Origin of the sequence: Micromonospora sp. BL1, from assembly GCF_003667485.1 — a bacterium.
GTDB lineage: Bacteria > Actinomycetota > Actinomycetes > Mycobacteriales > Micromonosporaceae > Micromonospora > Micromonospora tulbaghiae.
Map to the genome: position 1 here is coordinate 26386 of NZ_RCVK01000286.1, position 14634 is coordinate 41019.

The following is a 14634-nucleotide window of genomic DNA, read 5'->3' on the forward strand; positions in this document are numbered from 1 at the left end:
CGTAGAACAGACCAAGGAAGAGATGACTACCCAGGCTTCCGCACCGCCCACGACCAAGTCGCAGGCGCTCCGCTCGTACGACGTCGCCGACTTCCCGGCCCTGACCGGCCTGGAGGAGGAGTGGCGCTTCACCCCGCTCAAGCGCCTGCGCGGCCTGACCGGGTCGGCGCAGGGCGCGACCGGCGCGGTCCGGCACGAGTACGGTGACCTGCCCGAGGGCGTCACCGTCGACCGGATCGGCCGGGACGACCCCCGGATGGGCAGCGTGCTCACCCCGTTCGACCGGGTCAGCGCGCTCGCGTACGGCGGGGCCGACGGCGCGCTGCTGGTGCGCGTCGACCGCGACGCGGTGGTGCAGCAGCCGGTGCGCCTGCGGGTGGTCGGCGAGAACGCCGAGGCGCTCGCCTTCGGCCACACGTTCGTCGAGGTGGACCGGTTCGCCGAGGCCACCGTGGTGATCGAGCACGTCGGCTCGGCCACGCTTGCCGACAACGTCGAGGTGACCGTGGGCGACGGGGCGAAGCTGACCCTGGTCACCGTCGCCGACTGGGCCGACGACGCGGTGCAGGCGCAGCACCTCAAGGTGCGGCTGGGCCGCGACGCCCGGATCCTGCACGTGCAGGTCAGCCTCGGCGGCGACCTGGTCCGGCAGTACACGTCGGTGGAGTACACCCAGCGCGGCGGCGAGGCCGAGCTGTACGGCGTCTACTTCGCCGACTCCGGCCAGCACCTGGAGCACCGTCAGCTGGTCGACCACACCGTGCCGGACTGCCGCAGCAACGTCGGCTACCGGGGCGCGCTGCAGGGCGACGACGCGCACACGGTCTGGGTCGGCGACGTGCTGATCCGCGCCGAGGCCACCGGCACCGACACGTACGAGATCAACCGGAACCTGCTGCTCACCGACGGCGCGCGGGCCGACTCCGTACCCAACCTGGAGATCGAGACCGGCGAGATCGCCGGCGCCGGGCACGCCAGCGCGACCGGCCGGTTCGACGACGAGCAGCTGTTCTACCTGATGGCCCGGGGCATCCCGGAGGCCGAGGCGCGGCGCCTTGTGGTGCGCGGCTTCTTCGCCGAGCTGATCAACAAGATCCCGGTCGAGGACCTGCGCGAGCGCCTGGGCGACGCCATCGAGGCCCGGCTGGCGAAGGCCGGCGCCTGATGCTCAAGATCTGCTCCACCGAGGACGTGCCGAAGGGCACCGCGATCAGCGCCGACGTGGACGGCGTGCAGGTCGCGATCGTGCACGGCGAGGACGACGTGTTCTACGCCGTGCACGACGAGTGCTCGCACGCCGCCGTGGCGCTGTCCGAGGGCGAGGTCGAGGGCTGCACGCTGGAATGCTGGCTGCACGGATCCCGTTTCGACCTGCGTACCGGTGAGCCCACCGGACTGCCCGCGACCGAACCCGTACCCGTCTATGCCGTCGAAGTCCGTGACGGTGACATCTACCTTTCCGTGGACGGCGACGGCCGTCCGCTGCCGAGCAATGGAGTGACCCGCTGATGAGCACCCTGGAGATCCGCGACCTGAAGGTGTCGGTCAAGCTGCCCGAGGGTGAGCTCAAGCCGATCCTGCACGGGGTCGACCTGACCGTGCGCTCCGGCGAGACGCACGCCATCATGGGCCCGAACGGCTCCGGCAAGTCCACGCTGGCGTACTCGATCGCCGGTCACCCGAAGTACGAGATCACCGGTGGCGAGGTGACCCTCGACGGCGAGGACGTGCTGTCCATGTCCGTCGACGAGCGCGCCCGCGCCGGCCTCTTCCTGGCCATGCAGTACCCGGTCGAGGTCCCCGGCGTGTCGGTGGCCAACTTCCTGCGTACCGCCAAGACCGCCATCGACGGCGAGGCGCCGAAGCTGCGCACCTGGGCCGGCGAGCTGCGCGGCGCCATGGAGAAGCTCCAGATGGACCCGGCGTTCGCCCAGCGCAACGTCAACGAGGGCTTCTCCGGCGGCGAGAAGAAGCGGCACGAGATCGTGCAGCTGGAGCTGCTCAAGCCGAAGATGGCCATCCTCGACGAGACCGACTCCGGCCTGGACGTCGACGCGCTGCGCGTGGTCAGCGAGGGCGTGAACCGGGTGCGCGACACCGGTGACACCGGCCTGCTGCTGATCACCCACTACACCCGCATCCTGCGCTACATCAAGCCCGACTACGTGCACGTCTTCGTGGCCGGCCGGATCGTCGAGCAGGGCGGCCGCGAGCTGGCCGACAAGCTCGAGGAAGAGGGCTACGAGCGGTACGTCGCCGGGGCCGGCGCGGCGCGGGCCTGAGACTCGACATGACCTCGATGGCCATCCCGGCGGGCATGCCGCAGTACGACGACGTGCCGCGCTTCGACGTGGCGAAGGTGCGGGCCGACTTCCCGATCCTCGACCGGGAGGTCAACGGTCACCCGCTCGTCTACCTGGACAGCGCGAACACCTCGCACAAGCCGCGGCAGGTGCTCGACGTGCTCGCCGAGCACTACGCGCTGCACAACGCCAACGTGTCGCGCTCGGTGCACACGCTGGGCACCGAGGCGACCGAGGCGTACGAGGGCGCGCGGGCGAAGATCGCCGCGTTCATCAACGCGCCGAGCGTGGACGAGGTGGTGTTCACCAAGAACTCCACCGAGGCGATCAACCTGGTGGCGTACGCGTTCTCCAACGCCTCGCTGCGCGCGGACGGCGACCCCCGGTTCCGGCTGGGCCCCGGCGACGAGATCGTGATCTCCGAGATGGAGCACCACTCGAACATCGTCCCGTGGCAGCTTCTGGCGGAGCGCACCGGCGCGACGCTGCGCTGGTTCCCGGTCACCGACCAGGGCCGGCTCGACGAGTCCGGTCTGGACGACCTGGTCACCGAACGGACGAAGATCGTCTCGCTGGTGCACATGTCGAACATCCTCGGCACCGTCAACGCCACCTCGCGGATCACCGCGCGGGTCCGTGAGGTCGGCGCGCTGCTGCTGCTCGACTGCTCGCAGTCGGTGCCGCACCTGCCGATGGACGTGGTCGACTACGACGCCGACTTCATCGTCTTCACCGGGCACAAGATGTGCGGCCCGACCGGCATCGGCGTGCTGTGGGGCCGGGGCGAGTTGCTCGCCGCGATGCCCCCGGTGATGGGCGGCGGCTCGATGATCGAGACGGTGACGATGGCGGGCTCGACGTTCGCGGCGCCGCCGGCCCGGTTCGAGGCGGGCACCCCGCCGATCGCCGAGGCGGTCGCGCTCGGCGCGGCCGTGGACTACCTCACCGCGATCGGCATGCCGGCCGTCCAGTGGCACGAGAAGGAGCTGACGGCGTACGCGCTGGACGCCCTCGCCACCGTGCCCGGCCTGCGGATCTTCGGCCCGACCGTGCCGGTGGGCCGGGGCGGGACGATCTCGTTCGCGCTCGGTGACGTGCACCCGCACGACGTCGGGCAGGTGCTCGACTCGCTCGGCGTGCAGGTGCGGGTGGGGCACCACTGCGCCAAGCCGGTGTGCACCCGGTTCGGGGTGCCGGCCATGACGCGGGCGTCGTTCTACCTCTACACCACCACCGCGGAGATCGACGCCCTGGTGGCGGGTCTGGAGCAGGTGCGGAAGGTATTCGACTGATGCAACTTGAATCCCTCTACCAGGAGATCATCCTGGACCACTACAAGCACCCGCACGGCCGTGGTCTGCGGGACGCGGCGGACCCGGCGGCCCGGGTCGGCGAGGCGCACCACGTCAACCCGACCTGCGGCGACGAGATCACCGTACGGGTGGCGACCGACGGCAGCGTGTTCACCGACATCTCGTACGACGGGATGGGCTGCTCGATCAGCCAGGCGTCGGCGAGCATCCTGCACGAGCTGCTGCGCGGCAGGGCCGCGAGCGACGCCGCCGTGGTGCACGAGGCGTTCGTGCAGTTGATGTCCGGGCGGGGCCAGGTCACGCCGGACGAGGACGTGCTCGGAGACGGGGTGGCGTTCGCGGGTGTCGCGCGCTACCCGGCCCGGGTCAAGTGCGCGCTGTTGTCGTGGATGGCGTTCAAGGACGCCGCGGCACGCGCCGGGGTGGGCGTGAGCCCGGAGGTGAAGGCATGAGCGACGAGAACATGACCCCCGAGGCCGGCGCGGTGGCGACGGACGGCACCGCCGTCAACGGGACTGTTGCCGACGGTGCGGCCGCGGGTGCGGCGGCGCCGGCCGGCGGCAAGGCCGCGATCGGTGACATCGAGGAGGCGATGAAGGACGTCGTCGACCCCGAGCTGGGCATCAACGTGGTCGACCTGGGCCTGGTGTACGGGGTCCACGTCGACGACGAGAACGTCGCCACCCTGGACATGACGCTGACCTCGGCGGCCTGCCCGCTGACCGACGTGATCGAGGACCAGGCCCGGCAGGCGCTGACCACCGGTCCCGGCGGCGGCCTGGTCAACGACATCCGGATCAACTGGGTCTGGCTGCCGCCGTGGGGCCCTGACAAGATCACCGACGAGGGGCGCGACCAGCTCCGCTCGCTCGGCTTCAACGTCTGACCGTTCTCCCGGTCACCGCCACGGGCGCGGCACCCCTGACAAGGGGGTGCCGCGCCCGTGGTGTTCGCGGGCTTGATCGACACCGTTACGCCGAAGTGGTGTGGTCGGAGTGGGTCTGATGCCGCCACCTCGGTGTGGTGGTGTCGATCAAGGTGGGCTGACGGCACTGCCACCGGCGGCGGGACCGTGGGCGGCGGGACCGGGAACGACGAGTACCAAGGTCTCCAGCCCAGCCGCGGGGTGCGCGTGCGGGCGCGAGGGAAAAGCGGTCGCGGGGTGAGGGAGTGGGGCGCAGGATGAGCGGGTGATCGAGGCGTACCCGAAGCAGGCTCCTGTCCGTGCGGCCACCGCCGCGCGTCGACAGCGCACCCTGCACTCGGCCGCCTCGACCCATCACCCGTCGTCGTGACCGGGGCGTTCCTGGCCGGTCTGGTCGCCGGCTACGGCGTCGCCATTCCGGTCGGCGCGATCGCGATCCTCATTCTCGGACTCAGCGCGCGTACCTCGTTCCGGGTCGGTGCGGCCGCGGCGCTCGGCGTGGCCACCGCCGACGGGCTCTACGCCGCCGTGGCGGCGCTCGGCGGGGCCGCGGTGGCGAGCGGGCTCGCGCCGTTCGCGGGTCCGCTGCGGCTGGTCGCCGCGGGGGTGCTGCTGGCTCTCGCCTGCCTCACCGCCTGGCGCGCGCTGCGCCCACCGGCCACAACGCACCCGTCGAGCCCACAGGCCACCACGCACCCGCCGAGCCCGTCGGCCACCACGCACCCGCCGAGCCCGTCGGCCACCACGCACCCGCCGGGCACGACGCAGGAGCCGGGCGCGCGGGGTGGCCTGGACACGCCGGTACGGGCGTTCGGCGCGGTTCTCGCGCTGACCCTGCTCAACCCGGCCACTGTGGTCTACTTCGTGGCGCTCGTCCTCGGCCGTGGTGAAGTGCTCGACTCCGGCCCGCCGGCCGCCGCCTTCACCCTCGGCGTGTTCCTCGCCTCGGCGAGCTGGCAGGTGCTGATCGCCGGGGGCGGCTCGCTGATCGGCCGGGCCCTCACCGGCGCCCGGGGGCGGCGGGTCACCGCGCTGCTGTCCAGCGTCATCATCGCCGCTCTCGCCGTCGCCACGGTGCTCGGCGTGTGACCGACGTGGACACGGCCAATGTGTCGGGCCGATTGCGGACCGGTTCATGATCCGTTACCCGGGGATCGGCCGAACCGGCGGTTGCGGCTGACGGAAGGCACCGTTCCGGTCCCGCGTCCGACCACAGGTGTGCTCGGCCGTCAGGTCGGCCGTCTTGGCTGCGCGAAGCGCGGATCCCGTAGGCCGGGACGAGCCGGATCACCGTCCAGGTAGAACCACATCGTCTTTGCGGGTGATGTTCGGGCTCCCGAGTGGTCCTAGGGTCACGGAACAATCCGTGGACCGTTCACGTACGTCCGGTCATCCCCGCCGGTCGTGTGCCGGTCCACACCCGACCGAACAGGGAGAAGACTTGAGGATCACCCTCGGGCGCCCGCCGCGCGACCGGCAACCCGCCCGGCGCGGACGGACCGCTGCCCTCCTCGTCGCCGCGCTGGCCGCGGCGACGCTTCCCGTTCTCGCGGCGCCCGCGCCCGTCTCCGCGGCGCCCGCCGTCCACGGACCGTGGCAGAAGGTGGACGGCAAACCGGCGGCCACCAGGGCGGGCCGCAACGCCGCCGTCAAGGCCAAGCGGCTGGCCGCGTACAAGCTGGACCGCGGCACCATGAAGGGCCTGCTGGACAAGGCGCCGGCCGAGGACCGCGTGGCGGTGGCCCGGGTGGCGAAGCAGGTGGTGTCGCTGCCCGCTCCGGACGGCACGTTCCAGCGCTTCGAGCTGGTCGACTCGCCGGTCATGGAGGCCGGCCTGGCCGCGAAGCACCCGGAGATCACCACGTACGCCGGCAAGGGCCTGGACGACCCGACGGCGGCCATTCGCGCGGACCTCACCCCGCTCGGGTTCCACGCCTCGGTCCGTTCGGCCGAGGGCAACTGGTACATCGACCCGTACTACCAGCGCGACCAGAGCCTCTACGCGAGCTACTTCGCCCGCGACCTGGAGCACCCCGAGGGGGAGTTCGTCGAGCGTGAGGACGTCACGCAGGAGGCGCACGCGCTGGCCGAGGAGATCGCCGAGGCGGAGGTTCCGGCCGGGCCGCTGGTGAAGCTGCGCACCTACCGGGTGGCGCTGGTGACCGACCCGTCGTACGCCACCTACTTCGGCGCGGAGAACGTCACCGCCGCGAAGGTGACGCTGATGAACCGGGTGACTCAGATCTACGAGGACGAGACCGCGATCCGGCTCGTGCTGATCAACGACACCGACAAGACGAACCTGAACACGCCGGCCCTGGCCACCGAGCCGAACGGCCCGTGCGGTGCGGCGGCCTGCTTCACGCCGGCGCAGCTCACGTCCTGCGGCAGCGGCACGCTCAGCCGTAACCGGATCGTGCTCGGCCAGCTCGTCGGTGCGAGCAACTACGACGTGGGCCACGTCGGCCTGGGCGTCAACGGTGGCGGCGTGGCGAGCCTCGGCGTGATCGGCGGCAACGGCAAGGCGCAGGGCTGCACCGGCCTGCCGACGCCGGTCGGCGACTTCTACGCGGTCGACTACGTCTCGCACGAGATGGGTCACCAGTTCGCCGGCAACCACACGTTCAACGGCACGCAGTACAACTGCTCGGGCGGCAACCGCAGCGCGGCCAACTCGTACGAGCCGGGCAGCGGTTCGTCGATCATGGCGTACGCGGGCATCTGCCAGCAGGACAACCTCCAGCCGCACAGCGACCCGTACTGGTCGCACCGCAGCTACACCGAGATCACCAACTACGTCACCTCGAACCGTCCGGCGATCAACGAGGTGCAGAACGTCTCGCTGTACGGGTTCGACGCCGACGGCGACTCGTTCACCGTCAGCTACGCGGGCAGCGACTCGGCGCCGATCGTGCGGGGCGTCAACTACACCACCGCCGGCATCAAGGCCGCCATCGAGGGCATCGCCGGCTGGCCGGCCGGTGCGACGGTCACCGTGGCCGCGTTCGGTGGCAGCGGCACGCTCAACGACAACGGCTTCCAGGTGACCTTCGGCGGCACGCTGGCGACCACGAACGTGGCGTCGCTGGAGCTGACGAACGTCTCCGGCGCCTCCGGTTTCGTCGGCGAGACGGCCAAGGGCGGCGCCATCGACAACGGCGGCTGGCTGGTCGAGGAGACCACCAACCACGCCCCGGTGGTCACCGTCCCGGAGACCGTCACCATTCCGGTGCGTACGCCGTTCGCGCTGACCGGCAGCGCCACCGACGCCGACGGCGACACGGTCACGTACCTGTGGGAGCAGAACGACAGGGGCGCCACGACCGGCACCGCGCTGACGAACAACACGAAGGTCAACGGTCCGCTGTTCCGGGTGTTCGGCGAGGCGGCGATCGTGTCGCCGACCGACACGCTGAAGTACCACTCGCCGGGTCTGAACTCGGTCACCACCGACTCGACCCGGGTCTTCCCGGACATGGCGCAGATCCTGGCCGGCAACACCAACGCCGCCAACGGCACCTGCCCGGCCCCGCCTGCGCCGCCGGCCACCGGTGGCGCCTCGAACGTGCCCGCCGAACTGGTCGACTGCTACTCGGAGTTCCTGCCCACCCGCGACTGGGTCGGCATGGCCGGTGACCGGACCCTGCACTTCAAGCTCACCGCCCGGGACGGGCGACTGGGTGGCGGCGGCATCGGCAGCGCCGACGTCGCCGTGGTGCTGGCGCCGGACGCGGGTCCGTTCCTGGTGACCTCGCAGGACACCGCGGCCGTCCTGGACGGCGGCTCGACCCAGACCGTGACGTGGGACGTGGCCGGCACCGACGTGGCGCCGGTGAACGCCGCCCAGGTGAAGATCTCGCTGTCCGCCGACGGCGGGCTGACCTTCCCGTACGTGCTGGCGGAGCAGACCGCCAACACCGGCTCGGCGACGGTGACGCTGCCGAACGTGGCCACCGGGAAGGCCCGGATCAAGATCGAGGCGGTCGGCAACGTCTTCTTCGACGTCAACGACGCCGACTTCACCATCCGGTCCGCCCCGGCCGTCACCAGCACCGCCCCGGCCGGCGGCGTACACGTCCAGTACAGCGACGCGCTCTCGCCGGCCGTCACGGTCACCGCGATCGACGGCGACACCGCCGGCGCGGACCTGAGCGCTGCGGCCACCGGGCTGCCCGCCGGCCTGTCCCTGGCCGTCACGAGCACCTCGGCGGCCGACGCCCGCCCGGGTACGCGTACCTGGACGGTCGCCGGCACCACCACGGCGGTCCCGGGCGACTACCCGGTCACCGTGACCGTCTCCGACGGCTCCGGGCTGACCGGCAGCACGTCGTTCACCGTCACCGTGGCCGCCGAGGACGCGGCGGTCAGCTGGGCCGGTGACACGCTCGTCAACACGGCGGCCGGCGGCGCGTCCGGCCAGGCGCTGCTGCGAGCCGTGGTCCGGGACGGCTCGGTGCTGCCCGGTGCGACGGACACCACAGCCGGTGACATCCGTACCGCCACGGTCACCTTCACCTCGGGTGGCGTGGCGCTCTGCACCGGTGTGCTCGACCTGCTCGGCACGGCCACCACCACCGCGTCCGCGGCGTGCACGGCCACCCTGCCGAAGGGCACGCACACGGTCACCGCGACAGTGGGCGGCAACTACACGGGCAGCACCATCGCCCAGGTGACGGTCGCCGTCTCCGACGGCGGGTTCCTCACCGGCGGCGGCGAGTTCACCGCCTCCCGTTCGGCGGGGACCTACCCGGCCGAAGTGAACTCCACGGTCGAGGTGGAGCTGAACGCGAAGCCGGGCAAGGCGAACAAGCCCGCCACGGGCAAGGCCGAGGTCGAGTTCCGCTCCGGCGGGAAGTCGTACACGATCGAGGCCGGCGCCGTCGACGCGCTCGGCGTCACCTCGGCGGGCAAGGCCGCCCAGGTGCGCTACCAGGCCGCCCTGTACGACAACAGGGGCAAGCTGGTGGCCTCCGGTCTGACCCTGGCCGTGACGGTGACCGACCGGGGCGCACCCGGCAGGAACGACACCGTCGGGGTGACCCTGTGGCGGGGCGGCTCGCTGCTCTTCTCGTCCGACTGGACGGGCGGCGCGACCGCCGAGGTCAAGCTGAAGGGCGGCAACCTGACCGTCCACTGATCACGCGGCAGACGCGCGGGAGGGCACCGGCACCGGTGTCCTCCCGCGTTGCGTCTCGGGTTCCGTCGATGGCGTACCGTCGGGCCATGAGCAGCCGACCCGCCGCCGGGGGCGGCCGGTGGGTCGAGGTCGACCCCGGCCGCGTCGCCCGCTGGGTCGAGGGCTTCACCGACCGGCACGGCCCGCCGACCACGACGGTCCAGGAGTACGGGCTGCTGCTCACCGCCCCGGACGACGCCACCGCCGAGCTGCACACCCCGCCCGGCGCGAGCGCGTCGGCTGACGTACCCGGATTCGTCGCTTCCGCCACGGCGGCCCGCCGGCTCGGTCTGCTCCTGGCCCGCAAGGGCGCTGTGGCGGTCGGTGTCGCCGACGGCACCGATCTGGTGATCTCCAAGGTGGACACCCGGTACGTGCAGGGCCGCACCGCGGCGGGCGGCTGGTCCCAGCAGCGGTTCGCCCGGCGGCGCGACAACCAGGCGAAGGCCGCGCTGGGCGACGCGGCCGAGCTGGCCGTACGCCTGCTGCTGCCGGAGGCGGGCACGCTGGCGGCGCTGGTGTGCGGCGGCGACCGGCGCGCGGTGGACACGGTGCTGGCCGACCGGCGGCTGGCCCCGCTCGCGGCGCTGCGCGCGCCGCGCCTGCTCGACGTGCCGGAGCCCCGGCACGCGGTGCTGGTGGCCGCCGTCGCCGCCGCCCGGGCGGTCCACATCCTGGTCCGCTGAACAGGAAAGATCACCTCAAGACGGCTCAATCCCGCTCGTCGATGATGCATCGAATCGACTCGATGCATAAGGTCGGTGTCACGAAGCGGCGGGTCTCCGGGCGACCCGCAGGGCCCGCTTCGCCTCCGCCATCCGACATCGTTGGGAGAGAACAACTTCATGAGCGGATATCAGGACGGCCGGCTGCGGGCCCGGTGGCGCCGTGCGACGAGGCTCCTCGTCGCCGCGGCGGCGATGAGCGCCGGAAGCCTCGTGCTCACCGCGACACTGACGGCCGGTACGGCGAATGCGGCCGCGGGCCCGGTCGAGCGCGCCGCGCTCGCCGCGCCCACCGTCACCAGCGTCACCGCGGGCGGCGCGCACACGTGCGCGATCAGCACCGACGGGGGACTGTGGTGCTGGGGCTCGAACTACGGCGGCCAGCTCGGCGACGGGACCACCACGAACCGCAGCGCCCCGGCGCGGGTCGGCACCGCCACCTGGACCGGCGTCGACGCCGGCTCCGGGCACACCTGCGCGGTCCGCGCGGACGGGACGCTGTGGTGCTGGGGCTCGAACTTCCGGGGCCAGCTCGGCGACGGGACCACCACCAGCCGCAGCGCCCCGGTGCAGGTCGGCACCGCGACCACCTGGGCCCGGGTCGACGCCGGCCCTCAGCACACCTGCGCGGTACGCACCGACGGCACGCTCTGGTGCTGGGGCTTCAACCGGACCACCCAGCTGGGCGTCGGCGCCTCGCCGTACGTCGCGAACACCCCGTTGCAGGTCGGCGCGGCCACCGACTGGGTGAGCGTCTCGACCGGCTACGGGCACACCTGCGGTATCCGGACCGGCGGCACGCTCTGGTGCTGGGGGTCCAGCTCGGACGGCCAGCTCGGGCTCGGCAACCTCGCGCCCCAGACGGCGCCCGCGCAGGTAGGCACCGCGACCGGGTGGACCGGCGTGGCGGCCGGGTACGCGCACACCTGCGGGGTCCGCTCCGGCGCGCTGTGGTGCTGGGGTGAGAACGGGTACGGGCAGCTCGGCGTGAGCGGCACGTACCGGACCGCGCCGGTGCAGATCGGCACCGCCACCACGTGGAACCGGATCGCCGCCAGCAGCGACACGACCTGCGCGTCCCGCACCGACGGCAGCCTGTGGTGCTGGGGCAAGAACTCGGCCGGCCAGGTGGGCGACGGCAGCACCACCCACCGGTCCGCGCCCGCCCAGGTCGGTACGGCCACCAGCTGGACCGGCGGACTCGCGGTCACCGATCACGGCTGCGCGATCCGTACCGACGCCGGCCTGTGGTGCTGGGGTGACAACAGCGGGGGCCAGCTCGGTGACGGGACGACCGTCAACCGGTCCACCCCGGGTCAGGTGACCCTGCCGGCCTGACCGGCCCCGGAAACGACATCGGCCCGCACCGCCGACTTCGTCAGCGGTGCGGGCCGGTGCACGGAGCGGCTCAGGCCCCCGAACCGAAGGTGTCGCAGGACTTCGGGTCACCGGTGGTGAAGCCCTTGGTGAACCACTGCTTGCGCTGCTCCGAGGTGCCGTGGGTGAACTCGTCCGGGTTCACCGGCCGGCCGGAGCGCTCCTGGATCGCGTCGTCGCCGATCTTCTCGGCGGCGTCGATGGCCTGCGAGATGTCCTCCTCGGTGATGCTCTTGAAGATCTTCTGCCCGCGCTCGTCTGCGGTGCCGGTGGCGTTCTTCGCCCACGCGCCGGCGTAGCAGTCGGCCTGCAGCTCCAGCTTCACCGACAGCGCGTTCGCGCTCTGCGGGTCGCGCTGCTGCTGGCGGCGCATCTGCGCCTCGGTGCCGAGCAGGTCCTGCACGTGGTGGCCGTACTCGTGGGCCAGCACGTACGGCTGGGCGAACTCGCCCTTGGCGCCGAGCTGGTCGGCGAGCAGCCGGTAGAACGTGAGGTCGATGTAGACCTGGTCGTCGGCCGGGCAGTAGAACGGGCCCACCCCGGAGTCGGCGGCGCCGCAGGCGGTGCTGACGTTCTGGCTGAAGAACACCGTCTTCGACGGCTTGTACTGCTCGCCGAACGCCTCCGGCATGGCGGTACGCCAGTACGCCTGGATCGAGTTGACGTAGAGGGTGTTGCGGCAGTCGAGCTGCTCCAGCGCGTCCTGCGCCGAGCACTTCTGCTCCAGCGAGGTGTTGTCACCCTGCTCGGAGCCGCCGCCGTTGGTGGCGGCGTTGAGGCCGAACCCGCCGCCCACCAGGGCGACGAGCACGGCGATGATGATGCCCACGATCCCGCCGCGGCCGCCGCCGATCGGGATCGGAATGCCCATCCCGCCGCCTCCGCCGGACCCTCGCCGGTCGTCCACCTGGCTGGTGTCGACCCGCGCGTTCTCGTTCAGCTCCATGTTGACCCCGATCACCGATGTGTCCGTTTGTGGTGGTTGCGGTACCGGACCGGGTCCGGACGGCGGTTTCCGTACCCGATGATCTTGAACGGTAATCCGGCGGAAGGGGTCCGCGGAGCCCGGTACACTTGCTCCCGTGCTGCGCTGCGAAGGCTGAACGGCCCCGCGCCGACGGGAAATCACCACCCGCCGGCGCTTTCGCGTGCCCTGAATCAGCCTTGCCGGACCCGAGAGCGAGTACTCCGAGATGATCACTGCCACCGGCCTGGAACTGCGCGCCGGTTCCCGGATCCTGCTGTCCGACACCACCCTGCGGGTGCAGCCGGGGGACCGGATCGGCCTGGTCGGCCGTAACGGCGCCGGCAAGACCACCACACTCAAGGTGCTCGCCGGGGAGGGCCAGCCGTACGGCGGCCAGATCGACCGGCGCAGCGCCATCGGCTATCTGCCGCAGGACCCGCGTACCGGTGACCTGGACGTCACCGGCCGGGACCGGGTGCTCTCCGCCCGCGGCCTGGACGTGCTAATGGCGCAGATGAAGGAGCTGGAGGACAAGCTCGCCGAGGGCGCCGACGACGAGCGGCTGGTCCGCCGCTACGGCGCGCTGGAGGACCAGTTCGCCTCGCTCGGCGGCTACGCGGCCGAGGCCGAGGCGGCCCGGATCTGCGCCAACCTGGGCCTGCCCGACCGGGCCCTGGCGCAGACCATCGGCACGCTCTCCGGTGGTCAGCGCCGCCGTATCGAGCTGGCCCGGATCCTGTTCCGCGACGCCGGCGAGAACGGCGGCGGCATCCTGCTGCTCGACGAGCCCACCAACCACCTCGACGCCGACTCGATCACCTGGCTGCGCGGCTTCCTCGCCAACCACAAGGGCGGCCTGATCGTGATCTCCCACGACGCCTCGCTGCTGGAGGCCGTGGTCAACAAGGTCTGGTTCCTGGACGCCACCCGGTCCGTGGTCGACACGTACAACCTGGGCTGGAAGGCGTACCTGGAGGCGCGGGAGACCGACGAGCGGCGCCGCCGCCGGGAGCGGGCCAACGCCGAGAAGAAGGCCGGCGCGCTGATGGCGCAGGCGGACAAGATGCGGGCCAAGGCCACCAAGACCGTCGCCGCGCAGAACATGGCCCGGCGCGCCGAGCGCCTGCTCTCCGGCCTGGACGAGGTCCGCGTCGCGGACAAGGTCGCGAAGGTACGGTTCCCGAGCCCCGCGCCGTGCGGCAAGACGCCGCTGACCGCGACCGGCCTGTCCAAGTCGTACGGGTCGCTGGAGATCTTCACCGACGTCGACGTGGCGGTGGACCGCGGCTCCCGGGTGGCCATCCTCGGCCTCAACGGCGCCGGCAAGACCACGCTGCTGCGGATGCTCGGCGGGCTGCTGGAGCCGGACACCGGCGAGGTGCGCCCCGGGCACGGGCTGCGGTTGGGCTACTACGCCCAGGAGCACGAGACGCTCGACGTGGACCGGACGATCCTGGAGCACATGCGCAGTGCCGCGTCCGACCAGACCGACACCGATCTGCGCAAGATCCTCGGCGCGTTCCTGTTCTCCGGCGAGGACGTGGACAAGCCGGCCGGTGTGCTGTCCGGCGGCGAGAAGACCCGGCTGGCGCTGGCCACGCTGGTCTGCTCCGGCGCCAACGTGCTGCTGCTGGACGAGCCGACGAACAACCTGGACCCGGTCAGCCGCGAGCAGGTGCTCGACGCCATCGCCCGCTACCCGGGCGCGATCGTGCTGGTCACGCACGACCCGGGCGCGGTCACCGCGCTCAAGCCGGACCGCGCCATCCTGCTCCCCGACGGCGACGAGGACGCCTGGTCCGACGACCTCCTGGAGCTGGTAGAGCTGGCCTGACCCCGTCCCCGCCC

Annotated in this window: 12 protein-coding genes; 11 read left to right on the forward strand and 1 reads right to left on the reverse strand. The window is 72.0% G+C overall.

Features of this window, described 5'->3' with window-relative positions; all coding sequences use genetic code 11:
• Positions 1-22: 22 nt before the first annotated feature.
• From sufD to EAD96_RS21380, 10 genes are all read left to right on the forward strand, one after another.
• Positions 23-1165 carry a Fe-S cluster assembly protein SufD gene (gene sufD, locus EAD96_RS21335; protein WP_121685542.1) on the forward strand — a complete coding sequence of 381 codons (1143 nt, stop codon included), beginning with the start codon at positions 23-25 and terminating at the stop codon, positions 1163-1165.
• Positions 1165-1509, forward strand: coding sequence for a non-heme iron oxygenase ferredoxin subunit (locus EAD96_RS21340; RefSeq protein WP_120568930.1), 345 nt, complete (start codon positions 1165-1167; stop codon positions 1507-1509). The genes sufD and EAD96_RS21340 overlap by 1 nt, the downstream gene beginning before the upstream one ends.
• On the forward strand, positions 1509-2282 hold the full coding sequence (gene sufC / locus EAD96_RS21345) for a Fe-S cluster assembly ATPase SufC (protein ID WP_120568931.1): 774 nt from the start codon (positions 1509-1511) through the stop codon (positions 2280-2282). Before EAD96_RS21340 ends, sufC begins: the two co-directional genes overlap by 1 nt.
• 8 nt (positions 2283-2290) lie before the next feature.
• Positions 2291-3595, forward strand: a complete 1305-nt coding sequence (locus EAD96_RS21350) for a cysteine desulfurase (protein WP_121685543.1) — start codon at positions 2291-2293, stop codon at positions 3593-3595.
• Positions 3595-4068, forward strand: a complete 474-nt coding sequence (gene sufU, locus EAD96_RS21355) for a Fe-S cluster assembly sulfur transfer protein SufU (RefSeq protein ID WP_121685544.1) — start codon at positions 3595-3597, stop codon at positions 4066-4068. Before EAD96_RS21350 ends, sufU begins: the two co-directional genes overlap by 1 nt.
• Positions 4065-4502 (forward strand): metal-sulfur cluster assembly factor, encoded by a 438-nt coding sequence (locus EAD96_RS21360; RefSeq protein ID WP_120568934.1) that lies wholly within the window; start codon positions 4065-4067, stop codon positions 4500-4502. Before sufU ends, EAD96_RS21360 begins: the two co-directional genes overlap by 4 nt.
• A gap of 405 nt (positions 4503-4907) precedes the next feature.
• Positions 4908-5630: a LysE family transporter gene (locus EAD96_RS21365; RefSeq protein WP_121685545.1), complete on the forward strand. Its 723-nt coding sequence runs from the start codon at positions 4908-4910 to the stop codon at positions 5628-5630.
• Positions 5631-5982: 352 nt separating this feature from the next.
• Entirely contained in the window at positions 5983-9678 is a 3696-nt protein-coding gene (locus tag EAD96_RS21370) for a M12 family metallo-peptidase (RefSeq protein WP_233586120.1), read from the forward strand.
• Between the two features lie 86 nt (positions 9679-9764).
• Positions 9765-10403, forward strand: coding sequence for an acVLRF1 family peptidyl-tRNA hydrolase (locus tag EAD96_RS21375; RefSeq protein ID WP_199733253.1), 639 nt, complete (start codon positions 9765-9767; stop codon positions 10401-10403).
• Between the two features lie 159 nt (positions 10404-10562).
• Positions 10563-11780, forward strand: a complete 1218-nt coding sequence (locus EAD96_RS21380; protein ID WP_121685547.1) for a hypothetical protein — start codon at positions 10563-10565, stop codon at positions 11778-11780.
• A 70-nt stretch (positions 11781-11850) separates the two neighbouring features.
• Here EAD96_RS21380 and EAD96_RS21385 read toward each other — a convergent pair whose 3' ends face one another.
• Entirely contained in the window at positions 11851-12765 is a 915-nt protein-coding gene (locus EAD96_RS21385) for a neutral zinc metallopeptidase (RefSeq protein ID WP_120573680.1), read from the reverse strand.
• Between the two features lie 247 nt (positions 12766-13012).
• On the opposite strand from EAD96_RS21385, the gene EAD96_RS21390 reads away from it, so the two are divergent.
• Positions 13013-14620 carry an ABC-F family ATP-binding cassette domain-containing protein gene (locus EAD96_RS21390; protein ID WP_121685548.1) on the forward strand — a complete coding sequence of 536 codons (1608 nt, stop codon included), beginning with the start codon at positions 13013-13015 and terminating at the stop codon, positions 14618-14620.
• Positions 14621-14634 lie beyond the last annotated feature (14 nt).

Coding starts and splice junctions, on each gene's coding strand:
- sufD (WP_121685542.1), top strand. CDS start 23: ATGACTACCCAGGCTTCCGCACCGCCCACGACCAAGTCGCAGGCGCTC.
- EAD96_RS21340 (WP_120568930.1), top strand. CDS start 1,165: ATGCTCAAGATCTGCTCCACCGAGGACGTGCCGAAGGGCACCGCGATC.
- sufC (WP_120568931.1), top strand. CDS start 1,509: ATGAGCACCCTGGAGATCCGCGACCTGAAGGTGTCGGTCAAGCTGCCC.
- EAD96_RS21350 (WP_121685543.1), top strand. CDS start 2,291: ATGACCTCGATGGCCATCCCGGCGGGCATGCCGCAGTACGACGACGTG.
- sufU (WP_121685544.1), top strand. CDS start 3,595: ATGCAACTTGAATCCCTCTACCAGGAGATCATCCTGGACCACTACAAG.
- EAD96_RS21360 (WP_120568934.1), top strand. CDS start 4,065: ATGAGCGACGAGAACATGACCCCCGAGGCCGGCGCGGTGGCGACGGAC.
- EAD96_RS21375 (WP_199733253.1), top strand. CDS start 9,765: ATGAGCAGCCGACCCGCCGCCGGGGGCGGCCGGTGGGTCGAGGTCGAC.
- EAD96_RS21380 (WP_121685547.1), top strand. CDS start 10,563: ATGAGCGGATATCAGGACGGCCGGCTGCGGGCCCGGTGGCGCCGTGCG.
- EAD96_RS21385 (WP_120573680.1), bottom strand. CDS start 12,765: ATGGAGCTGAACGAGAACGCGCGGGTCGACACCAGCCAGGTGGACGAC.
- EAD96_RS21390 (WP_121685548.1), top strand. CDS start 13,013: ATGATCACTGCCACCGGCCTGGAACTGCGCGCCGGTTCCCGGATCCTG.